The sequence below is a fragment of the Amycolatopsis sp. NPDC059235 genome (assembly GCF_042754125.1).
Classification (GTDB): domain Bacteria; phylum Actinomycetota; class Actinomycetes; order Mycobacteriales; family Pseudonocardiaceae; genus Amycolatopsis; species Amycolatopsis albidoflava.
The window spans coordinates 21,240-45,186 of sequence record NZ_JBHZAG010000053.1; the positions used below are offsets into that span (position 1 = coordinate 21,240).

Sequence of the window (23,947 nt, forward strand, 5' to 3'; positions counted from 1 at the left end):
AGCGTTCACCTCGGTTCGGGGTTGGTCAGGACTGCAGGTCGACGACGACGCGGGTGACCGCGCCGGACGTCATCGCCTCGAAGCCCTTGGCGATCTCGGCGAACGGGATGACCTGGCTGACCATCTCGTCGAGCAGCAGCCGGCCCTGCCGGTAGAGGCGGGCGAACTGCGCGATGTCCTCGCGGGCCTGGCCCGAGCCCATATAGGAGCCGATGAGCCGCTTCTCTTGGAAGAAGAAATCCAGGGCGGGCACGCTGATCTCGGCGCCGGCCGGGGCGATGCCGACCAGACAGGCCGTGCCCGCGGGACGCACCAGCGCGAGAGCGGTCGCGGCGGTGCCAGCCGAGCCGACTGCTTCGAAGGCGTAGTCGACGCCGTCGCCGAGCTGGCGGTGCAACTCCGCCACTGTGTCGCCGACGCCGCCGTTGATGACGTGGGTGGCACCGTAGCCGCGGGCGGCTTCGAGCCGTTCGTCGTCAAGGTCGATGGCGACGATCGCGGACGCGCCGGCCAGCCGGGCGCCCTGGATGATGGCCGAGCCGACGCCGCCGCAGCCGATGACCGCGGCGGTGCTGCCCGGGCGCAGCCGTGCCGCGCGGAACACGGCGCCGACGCCGGTGACGACGCAGCACGACAGCAGGCAGGCCACGTGCAGCGGGACGTCGTCCGGCAGCTTGACGAGCGCGTTCTCCCGCATCAGGACGTGCTGGGAGAAGGCGCCGATGTCGCCCAGCCTCGCGATCGGCGCGCCGTCGGCGAACTGGAACGCCGGCCGCGGGCGGCGACGGATCTCGTCGATCCGCAGGCATTGCGTCGACCGGCCCGCGTCGCAGTTGGCGCACAGACCGCACGACGGGGTCAGCGCTCCGGCGACCCGGTCGCCTGGGCGCAGCCCGGTGACGGCCGGCCCGACGGCTTCCACGACACCGGCCACCTCGTGGCCGAGCACCACCGGGATTTCGGTGGGCACCGTGCCTGTCATGTAGTGCAAGTCGCTGTGGCACAGGCCGACATTGGCGACCGCGATCCGCACCTCGTGCGGTTCCGGGTCGTCCACCCGGATGTCGAGCAGTTCGAGCGGGCGGTTGATTTCGGTCAGTACTGCGGCGCGGGTTTCGATCATGCGGCCGCCTCCTCTGGAGTCGTAGTCGGGGTCAGGCGCGGGAGGACCAGAAGGCCTCGACGCCTGCGCTGAGGGCGCCGCTGCGCCAGGCGGCACGCGCTGCCTCGTCCTCGCGAGCGAAGGCGGCTTCGACCTCTTCGGCTTGCGGGCGCAGGAGAGCGAGGTGAAGAGCCGTCGTGTTGCCCTCCGGGGTCCACTCGCGAACGGTGTCGATCGCGCGGTCGAGCAGTGCCGCGGGTTCGGCCAGTTCGTCGAGCAGGCCGATCCGGAGTGCTTCCTCGGCGCCGATCCGCGGAGACCCGAGCACCAGGCGCATCGCGTGGTTGCCGGCCAGGCGGCGCAGCAGCACGCTCGACGCGTTGGAAATCGTGAGTCCCCGGCCGTTTTCCGGCTGGTAGTACTCGGTCGCCGCCGTGCCGATGCGTGCGTCGCAGCAAAGCGTGATCTCCGAGGCGCCGCCGACGGCGATGCCGTTGACGGCCGCGACGACCGGCACTCGCGTCGACAGGATCGCGCGGGTGATGTCGTGGAAGCTCTCGAAGGCTTGGCGGATTTCGGCGTCGGTGGTCGGCGCATGGCGGAGATCCTCTCCGGCGGAGAAGGCGCGTCCGGCACCGGTGAGCACGATGCCGCGCACCGTCTCGCCGGTGCCGAGTTCGCGGATCAGCGCCGCGAGCCGGAGCCGAGTGTCCACAGTGAGCACGTTGAGCTTCTCGGGACGGTTGAAGGTCACGACGGCGACCTCGCGGACGACCTCGACGTCGAGGAACTGCTCGGCAGACATGGCTAGCTCCTTCGGGGCGAGAAGTCGTAGGTGACGCCTGGGTCGCGTTCCCGCAACGCAGGCTTGGACACGCGCTCGGACGGGGTGCGGGGGAAGCCGTCCACGAACTCGACGTAACGCGGCACCTTGAAGCGGGCGAGCTGGGCGCCTGCTTGCCCGAGGATGCGCTCGGCTGTCCTGCGCTCCACCGCGATTCCGTTGCGCAGCTGGAGAAACGCCTTGACCTCCTCGCCGAGAACCTCGTCGGGCACGGCGACCACCGCGGCGGCGACCACCCGGTCGTCGCGTTCCAGCGCAGCCTCGACCTCCGCGCACGCGACGTTCTCGCCGCCCCGGCGCACCATGTCCTTGATCCGCCCGACTAACCGGAGGCCTCCGCCGGGACTGCGGACGACGAGGTCTCCGGTGTGCAGCCAGCCGTCGCGCAGCACCGCTTCGGTGGCGTCGGGACGGTTCCAGTAGCCCGTCATCATCGGCTTTCCCGCGACGACCAGCTCGCCTGGTTCGCCGTCCGGCGCCTCAGCGCCGTCGGGGGCGACGACGCGGAGGTGCTTGGTGGGCACCGGACCGCCCAAGCTTCCGGTGCCCACGGCTTCGCCGAGCGGGCTGAACAAGTCCACACCGGACTCCGTCATCCCGTAGATCTCCCGCCACGGGGCGCCCCATCGCTCCTCCAATTGTCCGTGGAGGGCAACGGGAATCCCCGAGCAGAACACCATCCGCAGCCGGTTGTCGCGGTCCTCAGGCGTCGGCGGTTGTTTGAACAGCAACGTCGGCATCGACCCGAGGACGTAGAAGAAGCTGACGCCGTGGCGGCGGACGTCGGCCATGAAGGTCGACGCGGAGAACCGCGGCAGCACCACCAGCGGCGCGCCGACAGTCAGCGCCAGCGCGGTGTTCCATTGTGGATCCATGTAGGAATACGGTTGCGCGGTAAGGATGACGTCCTCGGTGCCGAGTCCCGTCGCACCCGCGCAGACCCAGCCCAGCCGCAACCAGTAGTCGTGGGTGAGCATGCACGCCTTCGGGAATCCAGTGGTGCCCGAGGTGTACTGCAGGTTCGCCAGTGTCTCCGCTTCCGCCGGAATCCGCGGTGCCTGTGCGGAAAACGACTCCGAGCCGTCGCCGGCCACGTCGATCACGCCGACGCCCGCGAGCGCGTCGTCCGCCACTCGCACCTCGGCCACCAGCCCGGCCCGCTCGGCGTCTGTGAAGACGATCCGGGCGCCCGAGTCGCGCAGCACGAAGGCGAGATCCGCGCGCCGGTAGGAGCAATTGACCGGGACGACGACCGCGCCCGCCTTCAGCGCGGCGAGCCACACCACCGGCCAGTGGACGACGTTCGGGAGCATGATCGCGACCCGGTCGCCCGGGCGGACGCCGTCGACCTCGATCAGCCGGTGCGCCAGCCGCGAGGTCCAGGCGTCGATCTCGCCGAACGTCCAGGATCCTTCGGCGAACCGCAGGAACTCCCGGTCGCCCGCGTCCCCGGCCCGGTGCGCCAGCAACTGAGTCAGCGTCGGGACCGGCGGGTCCTCCCCCATCCGCTCGATGCTCACCCGCGACTCCTCTCCAGCCGGCGGGCGGCCTCGGCGACGACCCAGGCGAACGTCGGGTCGCTGCCCGCCATCCACTCCGGATGCCACTGGACGCCGAGAACCGGAGAGCCCGGCAGCTCCACCGCCTCGACCACCCCGTCGCTCGTCCGTCCGGTCGCCACCAGGCCTGAGCCGCAACAGTCGACCGCCTGGTGGTGCCACGAGTTGGTGCGCGCGGACGCGCCGAAGAGGCCTGCGGCGGTCGAGCCCGGCTCGAAGGTCACGACATGCTCGGCAGTCCCGTCGGTGGGCGCGGCTTCCGCCGACAAGTGCGCCACCGGTCCGGCGGGCAGGTCGGCGATCAGCGTGCCGCCCAGCGCGACGTTGAGCACCTGGAGGCCGCGGCACACCGCGAGCACTGGGATCCGGTGTTCGAGCGCGGCCCGGACCAGCGCGATCTCGTACTCGTCCCGCTCGGCGTCGTGGACCATCGGGTCGGTCCGCGGGTCGACGTCGCGGACGACCGACAGGTCGCCGCCCCAGCGCGCCGGGTGGACGTCCTGCCCGCCGGTCACCACGACCGCGGACAGCCACGCGCACGCCCCCGACACGTCGGTGTCGTACGACAGATGGACCGGGAGGCCGCCCGCCGCGGCGATCCGGGTCGCGAAGTCCGCCATGAAACTGTCCGCGCACCGGTTCCCGTACCGCTCGTCCGCCCCGGAGATCAGGGAAAGCCGGAAGCGCCTGCCCGTGATGCCGATCAGCGGCGGCGGGCTCTCGTCGTGCGGGCTCACGGCAGCTCGAAGTAGCGGGCCGACTCCCACTCGGAGAGTTCGGCGAACGGGTCGCCGCCCATGGTGTGGAAAGCCAGCCACTCCCACCGGCGCGACGCGACCCAGAAATCGACGAACTCGTTCCCGAGCAGCTCGCGCAGGTTCGCGTCGGCGTCGAGAGCGGCGGCCGCTTTCGTGATGGTGTCCGGGATCCGCTCGATGCCGAGCCCGGGCGGGAGGCACCACGCCATGTCGGAGACCGGCTCCGGCGGCTCGATCTTCTGCTCCACGCCGGCGATGACCCCGGCCAGCACGCCGGCGAGCGCGAGATAGAGGTTCGCGTCCGCGCCGGGAAGACGGTATTCGAGGCGGGAGTACTCCGGGTGGCCGACGACCGCGCGCACCGCGGCGGTCTTGTTGCTGATGCCCCAGCTGATCGTGACCGGCGGTCCGCTGAGGTCCACCAGCCTGCGGTACGAGGTGATCTGCGGCAGCACGATCGAGGTGGTGCCGGCGATGGTCGCCAGCAGTCCGCCGACGGCGTGCAGCATGGTTTCGGACGGTCCGTCCTCGGCGTAGAACGCGTTGGCTCCGTCGCGTTGCAGCGAGAGATTGATGTGCGACGCCTGGCCGTACCCGGCGGTGGGCTTGGCCATGAAGGTGACGCTGCGGCCGAGATCGTGCGCCACTTCCCGCATCACCTGGCGGGTGCGCGCCCAGTCGTCGGCGACCTTGACCGGGTCGCCCATCGCGATGTTGAGCTCGATCTGACCGGCGGCGTCCTCGTCGTTCCAGGCCTCCCAGACGATGCCGACCTCGTCGAGGCGCTCGGTCACCGCGTGCAGGTATTCGGACCAGTCCTTGGACTTCGCGTGGTGGTAGGCCGTGCCCGCGGTGCCGCCGAGCGGCGACAGGTCGCGGTACCCGCGGGCGCGCGCCTCGTGGATCGACTCCTCGAAGACCGTCGCCTCGATCTCGACCGCGACGGTGGCGGTGTAGCCGTGCTGAGCGAGCCGGTCCACCATGCGGCGCACCAGGTTGCGCGGGCAGAGCGGGACCGGACGGCCGTCCTTCAGCCAGTAGTCGCCGATCACCGCGTCCAGGCCCGGCTTCCAACGCACCACAGTGGACGGATCCGGCCGCAGGTAGACGTCGTCGATGTGGCCGCGCCATTCGGGGAACGCCGCCCCGAAGACGGGCAGGTTGCCGAGGTCGAGACCGAACAGCAGGTCCGCGTGCGGGAAACCGGTGTGCTTGCCGGACTCGAACTTCCGGGGCGAGACGACCTTGCCGAGGAAACAGCCCTCGTGATTCGTCGCTTCGAGGCGCACGGCGCGCAACGGGATTTCAGACATCGTAACGAACCTTCCAGGAGGCACCGGCCATGACCGACAGCTGCGACATGGTTCCCTGCAAGCCCAGGGCACCGGCGTTGAGAACGGCGAAAAGGTCGTCGGCGCCGGAGAAAATGCCCGCGAGCGACTCGGGATCCGAGGCGATGAGGTAGCGCGAGGTGCCTTCGCCGAGCACGAGCTGCTTCAGCCCGCCCTCGCCTTCGGTGACCACCACCAGCGTCTCGGGCATTCCCGGAAGCGTCCTGGTGCGTTCCCAGAACCGCTTCGCTCCGTCGCGCCACGGAGGAACCGGCGGCGTGAGCGCGTGCAGCACGCCGGCGGCGAGGTCGGTGTCGCCGAGCGCCTCCGCGGCCGGCGCGAACCGCCCGTTCAGGTCGACCGTCACCACCGCGTCCGGCTCGACCAGCACCCCGCTGGAGACATCGATTCCCTTGGGGCCGAAGGCAATCGTGGCCGATTGGGGCGTGTCGTGCGACTTCACCGCGACGACTCCGCTGGTCCGACTGAGGTCCTCCAGGGCGTAACCGGCGCGGTGCGCGTCGCGCAGCGTGCGGCCGATCAGCCGGACGATCGGACTGGCGTCGTCCTCGATCCTGATTTCGACCCGCGCGGCGTCGGCGGCGCGCTTCCCTCTGGTCATCTTCCGGTCCTTTCAGGTCCCGCTCGCAGCGAACTTAGTCATTTGACTGAGGCAGTTGACCAGTGATACTGAGTCACGGGTCACACGGTGTCAACACCCCTCGGCCAATTCGCCAGAAAGGTCCCCGATGACCGAACCTTCGTGCTGGGTCCGCCTCGACCGCAACGCATTCCTTGTCGCACAAGCGATCGCGGCCGCCCTGCCCGCTCCTGTCCGCGAACTCGGCGCCGAAACCGCGCGCGCGTCGCTGGCGAGCACGCCGTCCGAAGTCCCGCTCACGCCGCTCGACCGGGTCGAGAATCTCGTGGTGCCAACGCGCGCCGGACAACTCCGTGCGCGCCGCTACCACGCACCGGCCGCACGGGGCGGCGTGCTGCTCTACCTCCACGGCGGCGGATTCGTCCTCGGAACGCTCGACGGCGCGGACGAGGCGTGCCGCGCCGTCGCGGCCAGGTCGGGCTGGGACGTGGTGTCCCTGGAATACCGGCTCGCGCCCGAAAACCCGTATCCGGCCGCGCTCGAAGACGCCGCCGACGCGGTCGCCTGGCTCCGGAAGAACGACCGCGGCCGGATCGCCGTCGGCGGCGACTCCGCGGGCGGCAACCTCGCCGCCGCGCTCTGCCTGCACCTGCGCGAGCACGGCTTGGCCTTGCCGGACGCCCAGATCCTCGTCTACCCGGCGGTCGACGACCGCTTCGCCACGCCCTCCTGGACCGAGTGCGCCGACGCTCCCCTGCTGACCGCCGCCGACGCGCGCTGGTTCTGGGAGCAGTACGCGGGTTCCGCCGCCATCGACCAGTACGCGGCGCCGATGAAGGCGGCCACCCTGCGCGACTTGCCGCCCGCCCTCGTGCTCACCGCCGAGGTCGATCCGCTGCGCGACGACGCGGAGGCCTACGCCGAACGACTGCGGGCCGACGGCGTGCCGGTCACGTTGATCCGCCACAACGGCGTCTTCCACGGGTTTTTCACCGAAGCCGGCGTCTTCCCGCAGACCGACACGGCCCTCGACGACGTGGCCCGCCACCTTCGGGCCATTGACTCGGGCCATCTCGGCCCGTAGCTTCTTGGTCACTTGACTCAGACCTTTGACTACGTCCAGTGGCGCACCCCCGGCAACTCTCGAGGAGCGGAGACCATGACCGACAGCACGACGCCACCCGCCCCCGTCGTCGACGTCTTGTGCGTCGGCGCCGGGTTTTCCGGCCTGTACGCCGCCTATCAGGCACGCGAGCACGGCTGGACGTTCGCCGGATTCGAGGCCGCGCCCGAGGTCGGCGGAACGTGGTTCTCGAACACCTATCCGGGCGCGCGATGCGACGTCGAGAGCATCTACTACTCCTATTCCTTCAGCGAGGAACTGCAGAAGGAATGGACCTGGAGCGAGCGTTTCGCACCGCAGGCCGAAATCCTGCGCTATCTCAACCATGTCGCCGATCGCTTCGACCTGCGCCGGTGCTTTCAGTTCACCACCAAGGTGGTGGCAGCGAAGTGGCTGGCCGAGGAGAAGCTCTGGGAGGCGACGCTCGATTCCGGCGCCACCCGGCGAGGCCGCTACCTGCTGGCCGCCTCGGGCGGGCTGTCCACGCCGAAGGACGTCGATGTCCCCGGCCTGGAAAACTTCGCCGGCCGCACCGTGTCGACGAGCCGCTGGAACGTCTCGCTCGACGACCTCGCGGGCAAGCGGGTCGCGGTGATCGGCACGGGATCGTCTGGCGTGCAATGCATTCCGCTCATCGCCGAGGTCGCCGAGAAGCTGACGGTGTTCCAGCGCACCGCCAACTACGTGTTCCCGGCGCGCAACCGCGCACTGCCGCCCGAGGCGGTCGACGAGATCAAGAGCCGGTACCCGGAAATCCGGCAGGAGTGCCGTTACTCGCCCGGCGGCATCCCGGACCGACCGGTGACCGACCGCGCCTTCGACGTCTCCGACGAGGAACGCCAGAGCCGCTACGAAGCGGCATACGAGCGCAGCGGTTTCCTGGGCGTGGGCTCGGAATTCGCCGACCTGCTCTTCGATCTCGACGCGAACAAGACAGCGGCGGACTTCTTCCGCGGCAAGATCCACGAGACAGTCCACGACAAGCGCACAGCGACGCTGCTCGAACCGCATTTCCCGATGGGTGCCAAGCGAAGCTGTTTCGGCACCGGCTACTACGAAACGTTCAACCGTCCCAACGTTTCCCTGGTCTCGCTCCGCGAGGAACCCATCGCCACGATGACCGCGGACAGCATCGTCACCGAGGCCGGCTCCTACGAGGTCGACGTCATCGTCCTGGCGATCGGGTTCGACGCCTTCACCGGACCGCTCTTCGGGCTCAACGTCACCACGCCCGGCCACGGCAAGCTGCAGGACGCCTGGCGCGACGGCGTACGCACCTACCTCGGCCTGCTGACCGCGGGATTCCCCAACTTCTTCATGGTCGCGGGCCCGCAAAGCCCGGCGCTCGCCAGCAATGTCGTGATGACCATCGAGCAGGCAATCGACTGGATCACCGACCTGATCGGCCATGCGCGCGCCGAGGGCCGCGAGGTCATCGAGGCGACCCCCGAGGGCCAGGACGACTGGGTCGGCATCACCGAGTGGACGGTGAACCAGACGCTCTACGCGAGCACCGACTCGTGGTATCGCGGCTCCAACGTCGCGGGCAAACCGTCGACCTTCATGGGTTACGTCGGCGGAGTCGGGCGCTACCGCCGGATCTGCGAGGAGATCGCCCGCCGCGGCTATCCCGGCATCGCCCTCGACGGCGACGCGGCCGCCAAGCACATCGGCCGCATCGACACCGAGGTCGAGGTCCCGACGGCGCCGGAGGAGGGTCGCGCGGCCACCGCCACCGCGGTCACCGGATGAAGGTCGTGCACCAGCGCTACGTCGCGTACTCCGACGCCCACTACGCCGGAAACCTCGTCGACGGCGCATACAGCCTGAAACTGTTCGGCGACGCCGGAACCCATCTGGCGATCCTCGGCGACGGCCACGAAAGCCTCTTCGCGGGCTACTCCTCCGTCGAATTCCTCGCGCCGGTCCGCGGCGGCGACGTGATCGAGATCGAGGCACGCCTGGCGGCCAAGGGCACCCGCAGCCGGACGGTCGACTTCGAACTGCGCGTCATCTGCCGCTCCGTCGACGAATCCGGCCGAGCCGAGGTCCTCGCCGAACCCGTTGTCGCGACCCGCGCCCGAGGAACGGGCGTCCTCCCCGCCGATTTCGTGAAGGAAAACCAATGACCAACGTGCGTGAAGAAACCTGCGAGGTAGTGGTGGTCGGAGCCGGCATGGCCGGCCTGATGGCCGCGACCACGCTGGCCGACCGGGACGTCGTCGTGCTCGAGGCCGCGGACCGGGCCGGCGGCCGCGTGGATTCGGTGCGCCAGGGCGATTACTGGATCAACCTCGGCACCCAGTTCACCGAGGGCACCGGTCCCCTGATCGACGCCCTGCACCGGCACCGGGTCCCGATGGGAACGCTCGAAGGAAAGTCGGTGGCGCTGGCTCTCGGCGGGAAACAGGTCGACACGTCCAACCCGTTCGCCCTGATGTTCCAGTCGCGAACGAGCTTCGCGGACCGCCTCGGACTGGCGGCGGTGGGCACCCGGATCCTCACGAACGTCCCGTTCCTGGAAAGGGAAAACCGCTGGGCGAAGCGAGTCCGGGCGAAGCTCGACGCCCGGCGTGCCGACTTCGTGCTGCGCGGGGTCAAGTCAGATCTCGCGCGGAGAATGGTCCGCTCGTGGTCCGGGCAGTGGATGGGGTGCGAGCCGGAGGAAACCGCCGCCACGCAGTTCGTCTACTCGATGGGCATCCTGCTGACCGACCCCGGCAAGGTCCCGAACCTCTCGCTGCCCGAGGGCGGCAACCAGACGCTGACCGACATCCTGAGCAAGGACCTCGGCGAACGGATCCGGCTCAACTCGCCGGTGACCTCCCTGAAGCGAACCGCCGACGGCGTAGCCGTGGAATACGACAGCGCGGACGGGCCGGCGCGCCTCCTCGCTAAGCGCGCCATCGTCGCGGTGCCTGCCGACATCGCGGTGCGGATCATCCGCGATCTGCCCTTCGAGTACCGCAAAGCGTTCGCCGACATCCGCTACGGCCGATACGTCGTGGTGGGCTTCTTCACCCACGAGGAGGGACCGCAGCGCTGGGACGACTACCTCGCCGTGTCGACGCCGGAGCTGTCGTTCCAGGCGGTGTTCAACCACGCCGCCGCCCTGCGCCGCGGCCCCGCACGCACACCCGGCGGAGCCTTGGCCTGCTTCGCTGGCGGGGCTGAGGCCGACAAGCTGTTCGAATCCAGCGACGAGGAGATCGTCGCTCGTTTCGCCGCGGATCTGCTGAAGCTCTATCCCGAGCTGAAGGGGAAGATCGGCGAAGGCATCCTGCGCCGGCACCCGCGGGTCGTGCCGTTCTGGGCACCCGGAGGAAGGGCTTCGCTCGCGACGCTGCGCGAGAACTTCGGCCCCGTGCACCTGGCGGGCGATTACCAGCTCGACGTGCCGTCCCTGGCCGACGCGGCCAACTCTGGTCAGCAGGCCGGGGAGAAGGTGCTGGAGAGCTTGCCTCCGCGGGGTTGATTGCTGTCCCGGACCTCGTACCGCGGCGGGAGCGGGCGGCTGCTTGTGCGGTGCAGCGTGTTCGGGTGCTGTTTGACCTCAGCTTGGATGCTTGATGCCGCACCACATCCGGCACCTGGGTCTCCCCTGCTTGGTGATTCGTGCGCCGGACCTCGAGCGCCTGCACGGAATCGCCCGCGCCGCCGAGGCGCCCGATGGTCTCGCACACGGTGAGGCGCGGCGACGGACTGCCCCGCCATCTCACTGCCCGCCTCGCATGGTGGACAGGACGGCCTTGGTCACGTTCGTCGCCGCTGTCGTGGCGTTGCTGCCGGGCGTCCCCTGGATCAGCACGAGCATTTCCGTTTGATCCGACACGCCGACCAGCATCGTCACCTGCCCCTGGCTGCGGCGGTCCGCGGTATTGGCCAGCACAGCCGGAAAACCGCTCACGACCGTCGGCTCGAAGTAGCCGCCCTGGTAATAGCCGGAAGCCTTTTGCCGGTAGGCGTTCGTCAGGCCGTTCTTCACGGTGGTCAGGAACGTCGCGCTGACGGCCGTGTACCCGTCGCTGAACCGCCACCCGCAACCGACAGAGCTGGACGCCTTATCAGCCTCGGGCTGGCTCAGCTGCAGCGCGGACAGCTGCGCTGGCGTCAGCATGCTGCACGGATCCGCGAGGAACTTGTCCACATTGACCGGAGCGGGAACCTTCGGGGCCTCCGCAGTCTCGCTCTTCGACGAGGAGGGTGCCGGGCTTGCCGTCCCCGGCGTCGGTTCGGAGCACCCGCTGACCGCGACAGCTACCACGCCCGTGATGCCGGCCAGAGCAAAACGAAAACGAGAGAAAATCACAGAAATCCTATTGCCGCATTCCACTGGCACGGGAATTGCCGGGATCCACTGTGCCAAGTGGTCTCCTCTCATACCCCGCCATCACGTCGTCGCCAGAGTATCGCACGCGATCCCGGTGCGGACGCGGAACGCGAAACCCGCGCCGCCCTGACGCATCAGCTCTGCGGCGCAGGGGGAATTCCGGATGACGGTATACAGTAGATGTTCTTCGAGTACGTGTCTCGAAGTGTTCCCTCGAGCTCCACTGAGATCGTCAACCCGGCGAACAAATCGCGCGAGCCGGCGGCCAGTTCGAATAGTCTGATCTCGTCGCCGGTAGCGAAGACTCCTCCGGGCGAGAGTTTGCTCAGGGCGTAGTCCCTGTTCAGTTCCACGTTGCAGTTATCGCGCAGATACGCCACGGTTTCGTCATACCCTCCGGAGAATTCCGAGGCGCCGACAGGGGTCACGGCGATGCGCACTTCCCGGATCACGCCGATGCCGGAGCCGGCGTTCTTGGCGGATACGGCCCAGATCGGGCCGTTCGCTTCGGTGAGGTGGACGGCGTCGCGCCGACGGAGTCCGGCCGAGAGCGCCCGGCGCGAGTTCAGTCCCCTGCCGAGCGCTTGCGCGGCATGCTCGCGTCAGTCCCTCCCGGCCTGGGCGATCTTTTCGGCGAGCAGCCGGGGATTGGTGAACACGACCTCGTGGCTGCCGGGCAGCTGCACCAGCCGGTGCAAGCCGAGCCGTCCGGACATCCGCGGGTGCCACCCCCATTCGCCGGGCGGGAGCGCCGTGTCGTCAGTGCAGTTCAGGTAGCTCTTGGCGATCTCCAGCCGGTAGAACCTCGACAAGTCGAGCCGGTCCAGGAACGGCTGGTACGGCGTCGGCGACAGCTGCTGGTAAGCGGCCGTCGCGCGGTCGAGGTCGGCGTCCTGGACGAACGCCTCGCGCCAGATCGGGAACGGCAACATCACCGTGTTGTCGCCCGACTCGCGGGCCAGGCGTGCGAACAATTCGCGATAATGGGGCGGAAAATCGTCCTCGACGCTGGTGCCCGGCCGCGGCACGAACGCGTTCCAGAAGACCAGGCGACGCAACCGATCCGGGACCTCCTCGGCGACCCGCGCGATCACCGACCCGCCGAAACTGTGGCCGACCAGCACGACGTCCGCGAGATCGCGGTCCACGACGAACCGCTGGACCGACCGCACGCAGTCCTCGTGGCCGACCGCTTTGTCCGCGCCTTTGCCATGACCCGCCATCGTCGGACTGTGCGCGACGTGGCCGAGCTCCTCCAACCGGGGAACGACCGCGTCCCAGGCCGAACCGTCGTGCCAGGAACCGTGCACGAGAACGAACGTGCTCATGACCGAGCCTCCATTTGCCGGTATGCGAAGGGCCGAATGCGATTCGCACGGGATAGGGACCGACCGCCGTTCCTCGCCGCATTCGCGGGCGAAACAGCGGGGTATCGAACAATCCTGTCCGGGGCCGCGCGCTGGCCCAGACTGACCGGGCCGCGGTGGACTGCCCGGCGATGCGCTGGATCAGGGAAAAGCTGGCGAACCCGATGGCGGTGCGGCCCGCCAGTCGTGGCAGCTGTGCGAGGGCCGACCATCGCTCGTCCTCCCGGCGTCCGCGTTCCCGAGGCTCGCGCTGGGAGGGTATTGCCGGTCCTCGGGAGCGGTCCCGGCTGCGGTCATGCCGTCACTAGCGGCATCATTTTCGGCGGCTCAGGCCTGGCGGCCGGGGTCGTCTTCGGCCGACGCGCCGGTTCGCTGGCTCTCAGCATCCCTGACCGGCTCGACACTGCGCTCTCAGGAGCCTCCCAAGCCCGGGAACAATCAAGACGGCCGCCCTCCCGCACGAGCCGAAAGCGCCCTGTCGGGTAATCAATGGGGGAAGCCGCCGGGGTCCGGTAAGTTATCCGATATCTCGGTCCGCCGGGAACGACGACCCCATCGATTGGGTCCGGGTACGAGGGGAATCAGATGCACAAGGGTTTTGTCATGTCCATCGGCCGTGCGGCCGCGGCGATCGCCGCGGTCTCCGCGCTGGCGGCGTGTTCGTCGGAAGCCACCAGCGCTGCGCCGGAAAGCGCCGCCGCCCGGCCCGAGGTTTTCGGCGCGGCCGGTTACCGCGGCATCGCGCCCGGGATGGCCAAGGAAGCGGCTGCGGCCACCGGGAAACTCGCCAACGCCCCGGTGTCCACGCTGGACGGCTGCACGGTTCTGAGCTGGCAGGGCGGCCCCGCGCCGGACCAGGCGCGGCTGGCCGCCGAGGCCGAGGCGCAGCGGAAGGCCGACGACCTCAACGCCAAGGCGGACGCGGCGGACCAGGCCGCGAAACAGCCCGCGGGCAAGTCCGCCGCGGATTCGGCCAAGGCGGCCGCCAAGGACGCGGAGGCGGCTCAGCTGTCGGCGGACGCCGCGATGGCGAGTGCCGACCTGGCGGGCAAGCGGGAAGAGCGCGACAAGGCGTTCGCCGCGGCCGGCGGCGCCTCGTTCGGCAAGAACGGCTTGCACGAGCTGGGCGCGCCGCCCGACGCCAAGACCGCGGAGGGCATCGGCGTCGGATCCTCGCTGGCCGACCTGCACAAGGCGTACGACGGGCGCGGACTGAAGGAAGGCAAGGCCGGCCGATTCGAGCTGCCCCTCCCGGAAAAGCCGGGCTGGCAGTTCGAATTCACCCCCACGGCCGACGGCAAGGTCGGCGGAGTGGCGATCTCCGACGGCGCCCTGAAGTGCCGGTGACATGTTTCTGAGTCCATTGTGGACACAGGAAGGCCTCCTTGTCGCCGTGGCCAGGGAGGCCTTCTGCTCTTCAGCCAGGATTCGCACCTCGCCGAACTGCCGCACTCGCCCTTAGCGCAAATCCCAGGGGTTTCGCGGCCGCCAACGCGACGGGAACGGCCGGTTCCAGAAGTTTCACGGGCGCATTATCCGCCATTTCGGGATAACATCAGGATCAGGCCTTCCGTCCCGCACAGAATCCAGATTCCATTGCTTCACCAGGCAAGGACCGACGTTTTCGCGTCACCGGCTCCATTCCCGCAGCAGGTCCTCAACCTGACGGAGCAGAATTCGGCATCCGTCGCAGCACTGGCCGCCGTTCGATTGCAGCCGCGCGGCGATGCTTCGCAGTCGCTGCAAGGCTTCACCGGATATCAGTTCGTCTATCCGTTGCTCCGACGTCAGGTCAAAGTATTCAGCCAGGCACTCGCGCAGCAGGTCGCATGAAACATCGTCTGCTACCGGCGAATCGTCGGCATCAGCGAGCACCCGGGAGGCCTCGGCCAGTCGCCAGCCGCAGTAGCCATCCGAAGCAAAGAGCAACCACAGCCCGGACGCCACCTCGATTTCTTCGAATTTCGTGACAACATTACGATCGAAGCAGAACAAGGTATCGTCGGACCGGTAGTGGCGATACCTCGTAGCAGGGGCGAAGAAATCGCGAACCGGGTCCAGTCGCACTGTGCCTCGGCTCGCCGAGACGGATGCTCCGTGCAAGTCGGCGAGAAACGTCGTGTCCGGCAACCGCAAGGCAACGCTGGTCAGCCGGCCGGTTCGCCGGTCGAATCTGAACTCGTCAACAGGCTCCCACGTGAACCAGTCGACGCTGCCCCGAGTCGACAGAACACGTTCCTCTTGGCGCGCACGATCGAGATACGGACCGCTCGACACGACCCCCTCGGCGAGCAACAACCTCGGGAGAGCGATCGCGAGAGCACCGCCATCGGCAAGCAGTTCGAGATCGTAGAATTTCAGCTTCGTGACCATCTGCTTCGGGCGAACGTCCACATTGGTGTCGACACGCGAATCTTTCCATTGCCGGGGCGAGCGTATCACCGGCGGCAGCAAGGGCCTTGTCTCCACGGCCGAGCGGCAGCCGTCAGTCTCGGACGCCCGCCAGCCGTTCCAGTTCCGGCACGATCTGGGCGGGTGCGGGGGTTTCCAGCACCTGCGCGCACACCTTCTCCGCCGACACGGCGAACGACGGCTCGTCCAGCAGCCTCACCAGCTGCGCACGCAATTGCCCGGCAGTGACCTGGTCGTGTTCCAGTACCAGACCGGCTCCTTGAGCAGCCAGCAAGTCGGCCAAACCCGCCTTGTCCCACATGTTTCCCGGGATCACCAGTTGCGGAATGCCGTGCACCACGGCGTTTCCGATCGTTCCCGCACCTCCGTGATGGATCACCGCGGCGCAGGTCGGCAGCAGGGCGTCCAGAGGGACGAAGTCGTACAGCCGGACGTTGTCCGGTACTGCTGAGGCCGATTCCGCCTGCCGGGCGGTCAGGGTTGCTACCACTTCGACGTCGAGGTCGGCAACCGCGGCGAAAAGGTCGCTGACCGAGAACTGGTCATCGCCCCACAGGTCTCGGCGCGACATGCCCAGGGTGACGCAGACGCGACGTCGCGAGGGCGGTTCGGACAGCCACGGCGGCACCGTCGACGGGCCGTTGTAGGGGACGTGCCGTACCGGGAGGTAGTCCGCGCCGACCGGGAATCGGGTCCACGGCGGCAGCGGGTCGAGCGTGCGCTGCCCTAGGACCAGTTCCTCGTCGAAAGCGCAGCCGTACCGGTCCAGCTTTCCTGACAGCCACTCCGCCATCGGGTCGGCTCCCCCGATGCCGCCCAGGTCGGTGAAGAGGGCGCGCATGCGGGCCCAGTGGTCGAGGCCGAACAGCATCCGGACGTGTGCCGCGCCGCTGGCCCGCGCGGCGATCGGGCCCATGTACGTCAGCGCGTCCCACACGACCAGATCCGGCCGCCATGACCGGGCGAACCCTACGAGGTCGTCGAGCGCCTCGTCGTGGGCGAGGTTTTCCAGCGCGATCGAGCACCACGTCGTGAACACGCCGCGGACGTAGTCCAGAGTGAGCCGGTCTTCCCTGGTCTCGGTGATGTCGAACTCCCAGTCGAAGACAGTCTTGCCGGCGGGCCGTTCCTGGTCCTTGCCGTTGCGTCCGCCCAGATCCAGCACCGGGCCGACCGCGACCGCGGGCAGTCCGGTGCGGACGATCGCGTCGGCGAGGTCCGGCTGGGCGGCGACCCGGACGTCATGTCCGGCCGAGCGCAGCGCCCACGCCGTCGGCACCAGGTTGTAGAGGTGCGCGTTCGCCGCGAACGTCGTGAACAAGACCTTCATCGAGTTCTCCCCGCCATTCTTCGATCGCCTGCACAGCGTGCGCAGTCCGCGGTCCGAAACCTGGCGAAACATACCGATCAGTACGGTTTGAGGACCACCCCTAGCCGTCTCGCCAGGGGCCTCGCGGACGTCCGCCGGGCGACGCCAAAAGCCGGGTCTGCAGCTCGATCGTGAAGCGCTGCACGGGATCGTCCAGGTCGACCGCGCACAGCTCTTCGATGCGTTGCAACCGGTACCGGAAGGTGTTGCGATGAATCCGAAGCGCGGCCGCGGCGCGGGTGGCGTCTCCGCCGGCGTCGAACCAGCAGCGCAGCGTGTTCAGGTACTCGGCGCCGCGCGGTGACGGGTCGCGGCGCAGCACGTCGAGGGAACCGTCGAGCAGGGCGGGGTGTTCGGCGGCGAGGTCCGCCAGTTCGGCGATCAGGACGTGCGGGAGCAGGTCCGTCAGGTGGGCGGTGGCGGGTGCCGTTCGGGCGGCCAGCACACCTGCGGCGTGCCGTAGTGGGCCCGACTCGGCGCGGATTTCGGAGCCGGTTGTGCAGGGGCGGCCGAGGCACGCCACCAGCGGCACGTCCGTCGACGCGCGTCGCCGCAGGCGCTCGGTGAAATCGACGGGTCCTGTGCCTGGGGCGGAGGGGAACAGGACGAACATGAGGGAACCGAGTACTGCGGTCGCCGTGTCTGGGTTGAGCATCCGTGTGCAGCGCGCCAGGGCGCTCTCGCGATCGGAGGTGATCGCGCCGAGGGCCGCGAGACGCCACCGTTGCGAAGTGCCGAGCCGTTCGGTCAGCGCTTCCAGCGATCCTGAACCAGCCAGCAATCCGCGCAGCAGCTCGGCGCGGATCGTGTCTTCGTCGTCTCGCCCGGCGGGTTCGTCGATGAACCAGGCAGCGGCGGCCGTCGACACTTCATCCAGCACCCGCGGCACGGACGCGGACGATCGGCGCGGTGCGCAGACGACGTAACCGCCGATGGTGTTGCCGGAGCGGATCGGGGCGGCCCAGCGAGTACCCGCATCCGGGAGGTTAAGGCGCGCGATCTTTCGGACCTGGGCGAGTCGCTTCCGGACCTTCTCCGGAACGCGTCGGGCCAGCACCATTTCGGTCGTGAGCGCGTCCACCGGTTCGGCGCATCCGAAAGCGAGCACGCGGAAGGCTGAATCGGTGATCATCACGGCGCCGTCCAGCGCCAGGGACGCGCTTTCGGCCAGGTCGTAGAGACCGCTCGCAGTCGGGGTGACGGTGCCGAACCGGGCGCTGGACAGCAGAGATCGCACCGCCGTGTCGATCTCCGCCCAGCCGACCTGTTTTTCCGCCACCAGCACTGGCACATCGGCGGCGGTGAAGTCCAGTTCTGCAGGCAGAGCCCGTACGACGAGCGCCGCAGCTCCCGCGAGGCCAACCGCGGTCAGGGCTTGCGCCAGCTCGTCGGCAGTCGGGTGAGGCGTCGTCATCAGCACTAGCTGGTGTCGGCCGGGCGGCTGGGCTGGGTCCCACGGCACCGCCCCGGTTAGCGGCCGGTTCAGGCCCGAAGCCGGGGCCGCCACGCTGAACCAGCCGCGTCGCGCGCTGAGGAGGAGCGGCAGCCGAATCGTCCCGTCCGGCGGAGGAAGATCGGCGGCACTCGGTTCTCCTGGCCGGGTATCGACTGCCGTCATCGGGCTGCTCCTTCCGTCCACGCGACGCCGCGTCGGAGGAAGGCTAAGGAGCGGCCGCAGTGCCGTCAGTGGGCTCACTGCACTGCGAAGGCCGCTCGGCAGGGCTCTCAGCCCAGCCTGCGCAACCGGGGCAGGAGATCCCGCCGGGCCAGTTCGAGGAAGCGGGCTTGATCGTCGCCGGGCGCGTGCAGCACCAGGTCGGTGAAGCCGGCGTCGACGTACGGGCGGATCCGTTCGACGACCTCGTCGGGATCGGCGGAGACGATCCACCGGGAAGCGATCTGGGACGTCGGGAGTTCGTCGGCGACGCGCTCCATGTCGACGGGATCGGAGATGCCGTGCTTCTGTTCGGCGGTCAGGGACAGCGGCGCCCAGAACCTGGTGTTCGCGACGGCGGCCTCGGCATCGATGTCGTAGGACAGCTTGATCTCGATCGAGCGCGCGACGTCCGCGGGTTCGCGGCCTGCCTGTTCGGCTCCGGCGTCGACGGCCGGCTGCAGCTTCTCCGTGTAGAGCTCCATGCCCTTGCCGCTGGTGCAGATGAAGCCGTCCGCCGTCCGGCCGGCGTACTTCGCCACCACTGGGCCGCCCGCCGCGACGTAGACAGGCACCGGCCGCGCGGGGCGGTCGTAGACGGTCGCGTTCTCCGTTTGGTAGTACTCGCCGTCGAAACTCACCCGCTCCTCTGTCCACAAGCGACGGATGAGGTCGATCGCCTCGCGCAGACGGGCGAACCGTTCCTTGAACCCGGGCCATTCCATCCGGGCGACCGCGACCTCGTTGAGCGCTTCGCCGGTGCCGAGACCGAGCAGGACGCGTCCGGGATACAGCGCGCCGAGAGTGCCGAACGCCTGCGCCACGACGGCCGGGTGATAGCGGAAGGTCGCGGTCAGCACACTCGTGCCGAGCCGGACCCGCCCGGTCCGCTCCCCCGCCGCGGCGAGCCAGGCCACCGAGAACGGCGCGTGCCCGTTCCGGTGCCGCCAGGGCTGGTAGTGATCGCTCACCAGCACCGAATCGAACCCCTGCTGTTCGGCGAGGACGGCCAGCTCCACCAGAGGCCGCGGCCCGAACTGCTCGGCCGATGCCTTGTAGCCGACAGTGATTCTCGCAGTGCGTGTGTCCATTCGGGACACTCAACCGGCTCGGCCGCGCGGGGTCATCGTGCACGGGGGCCGAATTGCGGCTCGCTGCCTTGTGCGCGACGTCAGCTCGGCAATCCTTTCCATGCGCTGCACCACGATGCTGCGGTGGCGACCGAGAGTGGCTCCGAGTGATGCCTTGTAGCCAACAGAGATTCCCTCGCTCCCGAGTCATCGCGCACCACGGACGAACCACAACCCGCCGTCCCATGCGCGACGTCAGCCAGATTCATCCCAATCCACACCCGCCGCACGCGTCGCCAAATGCACGGCCAGACGATCGTCCGGATCACCGAGATCAACAGCCAACAGCTCGGCAATCCGCTCCATCCGCTGCGTCACGGTACTGCGGTGGAGACCGAGAATGGCTCCGAGTGATGCCTTGTAGCCAACAGAGATTCCCTCGCTCCCGAGTCATCGCGCACCACGGACGAACCACAACCCGCCGTCCCATGCGCGACGTCAGCCAGATTCATCCCAATCCACACCCGCCGCACGCGTCGCCAAATGCACGGCCAGACGATCGTCCGGATCGCCGAGATCGACAGCCAACAGCTCAGCAATCCGCTCCATCCGCTGCATCACAGTATTGCGATGCACCCCGAGAGCGACCCCAGCCGCCTTCGCCGACGACTGGGAATCCAGGTAGCACCGCAAAGTGCGGACCAGGCCGCCGGAGGGATCTGCCTCGTCGAGCGGTGCGAGCAGGTCGGCTGCCGCCCCGCGCAGCGGAGCGGATCCGTACCAGCCTGCGATCAGTTTCCGGGCGGAGCCGGCGTCGATGTGCTCCACGACCGCCCGGCGGTGCGAGGTGTGGGCGAGCAAGGCCGCGCGGCGGGCCTGTTCGGCGGAGCGGCCGATGCCCGCCGCGCCCGTGTGTGCGCGGCCCACTCCCGCGCACAGCCGCAGCCCCGGATGTTCCGCTTCGACGGCGGCGAGCGTCTTGGCCAGCCGATCGAGCAGCGGGCCGGGATCCGCGGCGTCGGCGGTCAGCCAGAACAGCCATCCGTCGGCGCGTTCGACGAGCCTCGCGTCGATGCCGTGTTCGGCCAGCCGCGCCTCCAATTCCGTACCCAGCGCGGACATCCGGAGCGCGGCCGGGACATCCGCGGTCTGCACCTGCACCGCGGTGTGCCGTCCGGCGAGCCGCCAGCCGAGCGCGGTGGCCCGCTCGACGGTGCCGCGTCCCGGTTCGCCGGGCTGTTCCAGGATTTCGCTGAGCAGCAGCGATCGGCGCCGGTGTTCCCGTTCGTCGCGCAGGGCTTCCCCCGCCACGTGCACCGCGAACGAGAGCGCCGCGATCGCGATCGCGCGCCGGACCGGTTCGAGCAGCACCCCGGCCGCGAAGCGAGGCCGCTGCACCACGATCCAATAGACCGCCGGCCCGGTCGCGACGACCTGGACCGGGTGCAGCATCAGCTCGCCGTCCACGCCGACAGTCAGGGCGACCGGTCGCGAATCGGCCAGCAGCGCCGGGTCGGCACACCGGCCGAACAGCGCGTGCACAGCCGGATCGCCGGCCACGAAACGGGCTTCGGCGTCGACGAGCGCCACCGGTTCGCCGAGAGTCGCGGTGAGCTGCGAGGCGAGCGCGTTCGCGTCGGCGGGCGGGCGCTGGAAGCGGCGCGAGGCGTCGCCGAGCACGCGCAGGCCGGCGATCTCGGGGGCGCTGACGTAGGAGGCGAACGCGGTGACCACCCCGGTGGGAGTGATGTCGTCGACGCCGATGAGCGGCAGCGCGAGCCGGTCGGCGAGCCTGCGGGTGGCGAAGGGCACCGGCCGGTGCGTGCGGGCCGCGACGATCCCGGACAGTCCCGCGCTGCCTGCCAGCCGGATCGCGAGATCCGCGGCGAGGTCGTCGAGGACGAGCTGCTCCCGGCCGAACACGACCACGCTGCGCGGGGCGAGTTCGGAAATCTCGTGCACCGCGGCACCCGCGACGACCGCCCCGACCGGCCGCTTCAGCCCGGATTCGCCCGCGAGCACCTCGTAGTGCTCGACCAGGTTCAGGTCCAGCAGCTGGGCCAAGGTGACCGTCATGGCGCCACCGGTTCCAGGATCGGCCCCACCGCGGTCGCCTGCAGGCGCGCGGCCGGCACCGGAACGTAAGTCATCAGCGCCTCCTTCACCGGCGTTTCCCGCAGGGTGGGGGGATCGGCTCCGGCGCGGACCGCGGCGTCCCGGGCCAGCTGCCGGGCGCGAGCTGCCGAATCTTCCCTTCCGCCGGTGCCCTGCCAGAAGATCCGGTCGACCGAGCCCGCTGCCTCCGCGGTCGCCGCCCCCACCGCGGCCGCGAGATCGCCGTCCGGCAGCCGAATCGCGTCGGGCACGGACCGGTCTCCGACGAGAACGACGGGAAGATCGTCGTACCCGTACCGCGCGCGGGCCACCGCTGCGGAGAGAGAACTCTCGCGGTTCAGCACGGTCAGCCGAGGCAGGCGCGCGCCGATCCGGATGCCGCCGAATTCCCGGTGTGCGCCCGATTCCGGCAGCAACCCGCCACGGGTCGTCCCGACGACAGTCTGGCCGCCAGTCGTTTCCACCACCACGGCCGCGGGCACTCCGGCCAGCCGGGCGGCGCCGTGCAGCATCGCCGCCCGGGCCGCGCCGAGACACGCCGTGGCCTGACGCTGTGCGGCGAGTTCGGGCAGGACCGTTCCGTCGCCGCGGACCAGGTACAGCTCCGCCTCGGGATTGTGCGTCCGGACGGCCGCGCCTAGCTCGGCGATCCGGGCGCGGGCGAACTCGGCGAGAGCCGCGTCGAGCGCGGCGGTGTTTTCCCGTTCCAGCAACCCGATCGCTTCGGTCTCGCTGCCTTTCCGCACCGGGATCTCCGGACCGAGCACGTCGGCGAGCAAGGCCGCGGCCCGCTGTTCGTGGTCGGGATTCTCCAGCCCGTGGACTCCGGCGAGCGCGACCGCGCGCACGTTTCCGGCGCACCGGCGGGCGAATTCGGCCACCGCGGCCAGGTCCAGCGGCGCCGACGGGGTGCCGTCGTATTCGTGCCCGCCCCGCACCATCGCGACCGGTCCCGCCAGCGCGCCGGACATCCCGGTCGGCCAGCCCACGAGCGGCGGCAGCGCGGTCGCGCCGCCGATGCGCAGGACCCCGACGCGAGCTCCCGCCTCGGCAGGCACGGGCTCCGGCAGGATCGCCACGACCCGGTCGATCGCCTCGGCGTCGATCCCTTCCGCGACGAGTGCGCCGAGCAATCGCGACGGCGAGTCAGCCTCGGGAAGTCCTCGGCGGGACGCCACGATCCGGCTCCGCTCGTCCACCGCCACGGCTCGGGCGGCGACGGCGTCGAGGCCCACTCGCAACCGGCTCATCGGGCGCCGGCCAGCGGAGTCGAACCGTCGAATCGCACCGGGTCGACGGCGTAGCCGAACGCGCGCGGCCCGGCCGCCGCGTGTCCTTCGGGCGTGTGCCACCGCTCGTCGACCGGGCTGGCGAGCACGTGGACTTCCTGGCCGACGGCGAGGTCGATCGTCTGCGTCAGCGCACCCGTGTCCGCGTCCGCGACGCCGATCAGGTCCGGAACGGTCGCCAGCACCGTGCCTTCCCGGCTGACGATCAGGTTCTCGTTCTGGAAGTCGATCCGCACGAAACCCTCTGGGGTATCGAGGGAAACCACGCCGCGCGGCCAGCCGTCCGACGAGTGCTGCAGGACTTCGGCGACGGTCCCGGTGCACACCAGGCGTCCGCCGCAGGCACGCAGGTACGGGTCGTATCCGTCTTCGGCGAGTGCCGCGCCGATCCTGGCACACTCGCTGATCGACCCGACAGTGCCGAGCCGCGCGCAGTCCCCGGCGGTCACCCGATACGCGCTGATCAGCGCCACGAGACCCAGCGGCGGCAGCACGGCCCGCACCAGCTCGCCGAGCACAGCACTGGAGCCTTGGCTGAACTCGGCGACCACCCCAGAGCCGCCGACCACGGTGATCGGCGAGACGGAGAACCCGGCCAGCCGCAGCAACGTCAGGTCGATCGAGGGCAGCGTGCGGCGCATCAGGTCGAGGTCGAGGCACGGCAGGCCGAGTTGGGCGGCGACGGCCAGCGGGACGGCCACGTTGACGCTGCCGAGCTGGATCGGCAGGATCGCCGCGCACTTCCGTCCGGCGCGTGCTTCCACCGCGGTCCGGAGAGTCTCCGCCTCGACGGTGCTGTGCGCCTTCTCGACGAGCGTGTGCGGGGTTCCGCCGGACACCACGGGGAGGACGAGGGCGTCCGGCGGCAGTCGGTCGGCGGTGACGAGCGGGATCAGCCCGTGCCGCCGGACGGCCGCGACCAGAAGCTGCTGTGCCAGGTACGGGTCGCCGCCGCCTCCGCTCCCGAAGTGCACGGCACCGCGCACCACGTCGTCGATCGCGGACTCGGCGACGTGTTCCATG

At 69.6% G+C, this 23,947-nt stretch carries 22 protein-coding genes; 5 read left to right on the top strand and 17 right to left on the bottom strand.

Translation table 11 applies throughout. The features are described from left to right. Window positions 1-25: 25 nt before the first annotated feature. Genes ACFXI3_RS29180 through ACFXI3_RS29205 form a run of 6 tightly spaced genes read right to left on the bottom strand, consistent with a single transcriptional unit; the run spans window position 26 to window position 6,216 of the window. Window positions 26-1,123, bottom strand: coding sequence for a Zn-dependent alcohol dehydrogenase (locus ACFXI3_RS29180; RefSeq protein WP_378403737.1), 1,098 nt, complete (start codon window positions 1,121-1,123; stop codon window positions 26-28). A gap of 31 nt (window positions 1,124-1,154) precedes the next feature. Further along, window positions 1,155-1,907 carry an enoyl-CoA hydratase/isomerase family protein gene (locus tag ACFXI3_RS29185; RefSeq protein WP_378403739.1) on the bottom strand — a complete coding sequence of 251 codons (753 nt, stop codon included), beginning with the start codon at window positions 1,905-1,907 and terminating at the stop codon, window positions 1,155-1,157. Window positions 1,908-1,909: 2 nt separating this feature from the next. Beyond that, entirely contained in the window at window positions 1,910-3,466 is a 1,557-nt protein-coding gene (locus tag ACFXI3_RS29190; RefSeq protein ID WP_378403741.1) for an AMP-binding protein, read from the bottom strand. Further along, window positions 3,463-4,242 (bottom strand): gamma-glutamyl-gamma-aminobutyrate hydrolase family protein, encoded by a 780-nt coding sequence (locus ACFXI3_RS29195; protein WP_378403743.1) that lies wholly within the window; start codon window positions 4,240-4,242, stop codon window positions 3,463-3,465. The genes ACFXI3_RS29190 and ACFXI3_RS29195 overlap by 4 nt, the downstream gene beginning before the upstream one ends. After that, window positions 4,239-5,576, bottom strand: coding sequence for a glutamine synthetase family protein (locus ACFXI3_RS29200; RefSeq protein ID WP_378403745.1), 1,338 nt, complete (start codon window positions 5,574-5,576; stop codon window positions 4,239-4,241). Before ACFXI3_RS29200 ends, ACFXI3_RS29195 begins: the two co-directional genes overlap by 4 nt. After that, window positions 5,569-6,216 (bottom strand): hypothetical protein, encoded by a 648-nt coding sequence (locus tag ACFXI3_RS29205; protein WP_378403747.1) that lies wholly within the window; start codon window positions 6,214-6,216, stop codon window positions 5,569-5,571. The genes ACFXI3_RS29200 and ACFXI3_RS29205 overlap by 8 nt, the downstream gene beginning before the upstream one ends. 127 nt (window positions 6,217-6,343) lie before the next feature. On the opposite strand from ACFXI3_RS29205, the gene ACFXI3_RS29210 reads away from it, so the two are divergent. The 4 genes from ACFXI3_RS29210 (at window position 6,344) to ACFXI3_RS29225 (ending at window position 10,793) form a co-directional block, all read left to right on the top strand. Then, a complete protein-coding gene (locus ACFXI3_RS29210; protein WP_378403749.1) occupies window positions 6,344-7,279 on the top strand; it encodes an alpha/beta hydrolase in 936 nt (311 codons plus the stop codon). A 75-nt stretch (window positions 7,280-7,354) separates the two neighbouring features. After that, window positions 7,355-9,070 (top strand): flavin-containing monooxygenase, encoded by a 1,716-nt coding sequence (locus ACFXI3_RS29215; protein ID WP_378403751.1) that lies wholly within the window; start codon window positions 7,355-7,357, stop codon window positions 9,068-9,070. Then, window positions 9,067-9,447, top strand: coding sequence for a hotdog domain-containing protein (locus tag ACFXI3_RS29220; RefSeq protein ID WP_378403753.1), 381 nt, complete (start codon window positions 9,067-9,069; stop codon window positions 9,445-9,447). Before ACFXI3_RS29215 ends, ACFXI3_RS29220 begins: the two co-directional genes overlap by 4 nt. After that, the gene (locus tag ACFXI3_RS29225; protein WP_378403755.1) at window positions 9,444-10,793 is read left to right on the top strand and encodes a flavin monoamine oxidase family protein; all 1,350 of its coding nucleotides are present in this window, start codon (window positions 9,444-9,446) and stop codon (window positions 10,791-10,793) included. Before ACFXI3_RS29220 ends, ACFXI3_RS29225 begins: the two co-directional genes overlap by 4 nt. A 240-nt stretch (window positions 10,794-11,033) precedes the next feature. Here ACFXI3_RS29225 and ACFXI3_RS29230 read toward each other — a convergent pair whose 3' ends face one another. The 3 genes from ACFXI3_RS29230 to ACFXI3_RS29240 form a co-directional block, all read right to left on the bottom strand. After that, entirely contained in the window at window positions 11,034-11,684 is a 651-nt protein-coding gene (locus tag ACFXI3_RS29230) for a DUF3558 domain-containing protein (RefSeq protein ID WP_378403757.1), read from the bottom strand. Window positions 11,685-11,782: 98 nt separating this feature from the next. Next, on the bottom strand, window positions 11,783-12,088 hold the full coding sequence (locus ACFXI3_RS29235; protein ID WP_378403759.1) for a hypothetical protein: 306 nt from the start codon (window positions 12,086-12,088) through the stop codon (window positions 11,783-11,785). Window positions 12,089-12,250: 162 nt separating this feature from the next. Then, window positions 12,251-12,976: an alpha/beta fold hydrolase gene (locus ACFXI3_RS29240; RefSeq protein WP_378403761.1), complete on the bottom strand. Its 726-nt coding sequence runs from the start codon at window positions 12,974-12,976 to the stop codon at window positions 12,251-12,253. A gap of 642 nt (window positions 12,977-13,618) precedes the next feature. Between ACFXI3_RS29240 and ACFXI3_RS29245 the strand changes: the two genes are divergently transcribed. Continuing rightward, entirely contained in the window at window positions 13,619-14,362 is a 744-nt protein-coding gene (locus tag ACFXI3_RS29245) for a hypothetical protein (RefSeq protein ID WP_378403763.1), read from the top strand. A 282-nt stretch (window positions 14,363-14,644) separates the two neighbouring features. On the opposite strand, the gene ACFXI3_RS29250 is transcribed toward ACFXI3_RS29245, so the two are convergent. From ACFXI3_RS29250 to ACFXI3_RS29285, 8 genes are all read right to left on the bottom strand, one after another. After that, window positions 14,645-15,469, bottom strand: a complete 825-nt coding sequence (locus ACFXI3_RS29250; RefSeq protein WP_378403765.1) for a hypothetical protein — start codon at window positions 15,467-15,469, stop codon at window positions 14,645-14,647. Window positions 15,470-15,500: 31 nt separating this feature from the next. Next, window positions 15,501-16,757, bottom strand: a complete 1,257-nt coding sequence (locus ACFXI3_RS29255; RefSeq protein WP_378403767.1) for an activator-dependent family glycosyltransferase — start codon at window positions 16,755-16,757, stop codon at window positions 15,501-15,503. A gap of 100 nt (window positions 16,758-16,857) precedes the next feature. Further along, a complete protein-coding gene (locus ACFXI3_RS29260) occupies window positions 16,858-18,414 on the bottom strand; it encodes a PucR family transcriptional regulator (protein ID WP_378403769.1) in 1,557 nt (518 codons plus the stop codon). A gap of 107 nt (window positions 18,415-18,521) precedes the next feature. Continuing rightward, a complete protein-coding gene (gene fgd / locus ACFXI3_RS29265) occupies window positions 18,522-19,541 on the bottom strand; it encodes a glucose-6-phosphate dehydrogenase (coenzyme-F420) (RefSeq protein WP_378403771.1) in 1,020 nt (339 codons plus the stop codon). A gap of 234 nt (window positions 19,542-19,775) precedes the next feature. Beyond that, the gene (locus ACFXI3_RS29270) at window positions 19,776-19,955 is read right to left on the bottom strand and encodes a helix-turn-helix domain-containing protein (RefSeq protein ID WP_378403815.1); all 180 of its coding nucleotides are present in this window, start codon (window positions 19,953-19,955) and stop codon (window positions 19,776-19,778) included. A gap of 63 nt (window positions 19,956-20,018) precedes the next feature. Next, window positions 20,019-21,596: a PucR family transcriptional regulator gene (locus tag ACFXI3_RS29275; RefSeq protein ID WP_378403773.1), complete on the bottom strand. Its 1,578-nt coding sequence runs from the start codon at window positions 21,594-21,596 to the stop codon at window positions 20,019-20,021. Further along, window positions 21,593-22,885: a hydantoinase/oxoprolinase N-terminal domain-containing protein gene (locus ACFXI3_RS29280; RefSeq protein ID WP_378403775.1), complete on the bottom strand. Its 1,293-nt coding sequence runs from the start codon at window positions 22,883-22,885 to the stop codon at window positions 21,593-21,595. Before ACFXI3_RS29280 ends, ACFXI3_RS29275 begins: the two co-directional genes overlap by 4 nt. Further along, window positions 22,882-23,946, bottom strand: coding sequence for a DUF917 domain-containing protein (locus tag ACFXI3_RS29285; protein WP_378403777.1), 1,065 nt, complete (start codon window positions 23,944-23,946; stop codon window positions 22,882-22,884). The genes ACFXI3_RS29280 and ACFXI3_RS29285 overlap by 4 nt, the downstream gene beginning before the upstream one ends. Window position 23,947: the final 1 nt, after the last annotated feature.

Bases quoted from the DNA above. Each gene is read 5' to 3' on its own strand.
- ACFXI3_RS29185 (WP_378403739.1), bottom strand. From the start codon at position 1,907: ATGTCTGCCGAGCAGTTCCTCGACGTCGAGGTCGTCCGCGAGGTCGCC.
- fgd (WP_378403771.1), bottom strand. From the start codon at position 19,541: ATGGACACACGCACTGCGAGAATCACTGTCGGCTACAAGGCATCGGCC.
- ACFXI3_RS29275 (WP_378403773.1), bottom strand. From the start codon at position 21,596: ATGACGGTCACCTTGGCCCAGCTGCTGGACCTGAACCTGGTCGAGCAC.
- ACFXI3_RS29200 (WP_378403745.1), bottom strand. From the start codon at position 5,576: ATGTCTGAAATCCCGTTGCGCGCCGTGCGCCTCGAAGCGACGAATCAC.
- ACFXI3_RS29260 (WP_378403769.1), bottom strand. From the start codon at position 18,414: ATGACGGCAGTCGATACCCGGCCAGGAGAACCGAGTGCCGCCGATCTT.
- ACFXI3_RS29225 (WP_378403755.1), top strand. From the start codon at position 9,444: ATGACCAACGTGCGTGAAGAAACCTGCGAGGTAGTGGTGGTCGGAGCC.
- ACFXI3_RS29180 (WP_378403737.1), bottom strand. From the start codon at position 1,123: ATGATCGAAACCCGCGCCGCAGTACTGACCGAAATCAACCGCCCGCTC.
- ACFXI3_RS29240 (WP_378403761.1), bottom strand. From the start codon at position 12,976: ATGAGCACGTTCGTTCTCGTGCACGGTTCCTGGCACGACGGTTCGGCC.
- ACFXI3_RS29280 (WP_378403775.1), bottom strand. From the start codon at position 22,885: ATGAGCCGGTTGCGAGTGGGCCTCGACGCCGTCGCCGCCCGAGCCGTG.
- ACFXI3_RS29255 (WP_378403767.1), bottom strand. From the start codon at position 16,757: ATGAAGGTCTTGTTCACGACGTTCGCGGCGAACGCGCACCTCTACAAC.
- ACFXI3_RS29210 (WP_378403749.1), top strand. From the start codon at position 6,344: ATGACCGAACCTTCGTGCTGGGTCCGCCTCGACCGCAACGCATTCCTT.
- ACFXI3_RS29285 (WP_378403777.1), bottom strand. From the start codon at position 23,946: ATGGAACACGTCGCCGAGTCCGCGATCGACGACGTGGTGCGCGGTGCC.
- ACFXI3_RS29205 (WP_378403747.1), bottom strand. From the start codon at position 6,216: ATGACCAGAGGGAAGCGCGCCGCCGACGCCGCGCGGGTCGAAATCAGG.
- ACFXI3_RS29245 (WP_378403763.1), top strand. From the start codon at position 13,619: ATGTCCATCGGCCGTGCGGCCGCGGCGATCGCCGCGGTCTCCGCGCTG.
- ACFXI3_RS29220 (WP_378403753.1), top strand. From the start codon at position 9,067: ATGAAGGTCGTGCACCAGCGCTACGTCGCGTACTCCGACGCCCACTAC.
- ACFXI3_RS29215 (WP_378403751.1), top strand. From the start codon at position 7,355: ATGACCGACAGCACGACGCCACCCGCCCCCGTCGTCGACGTCTTGTGC.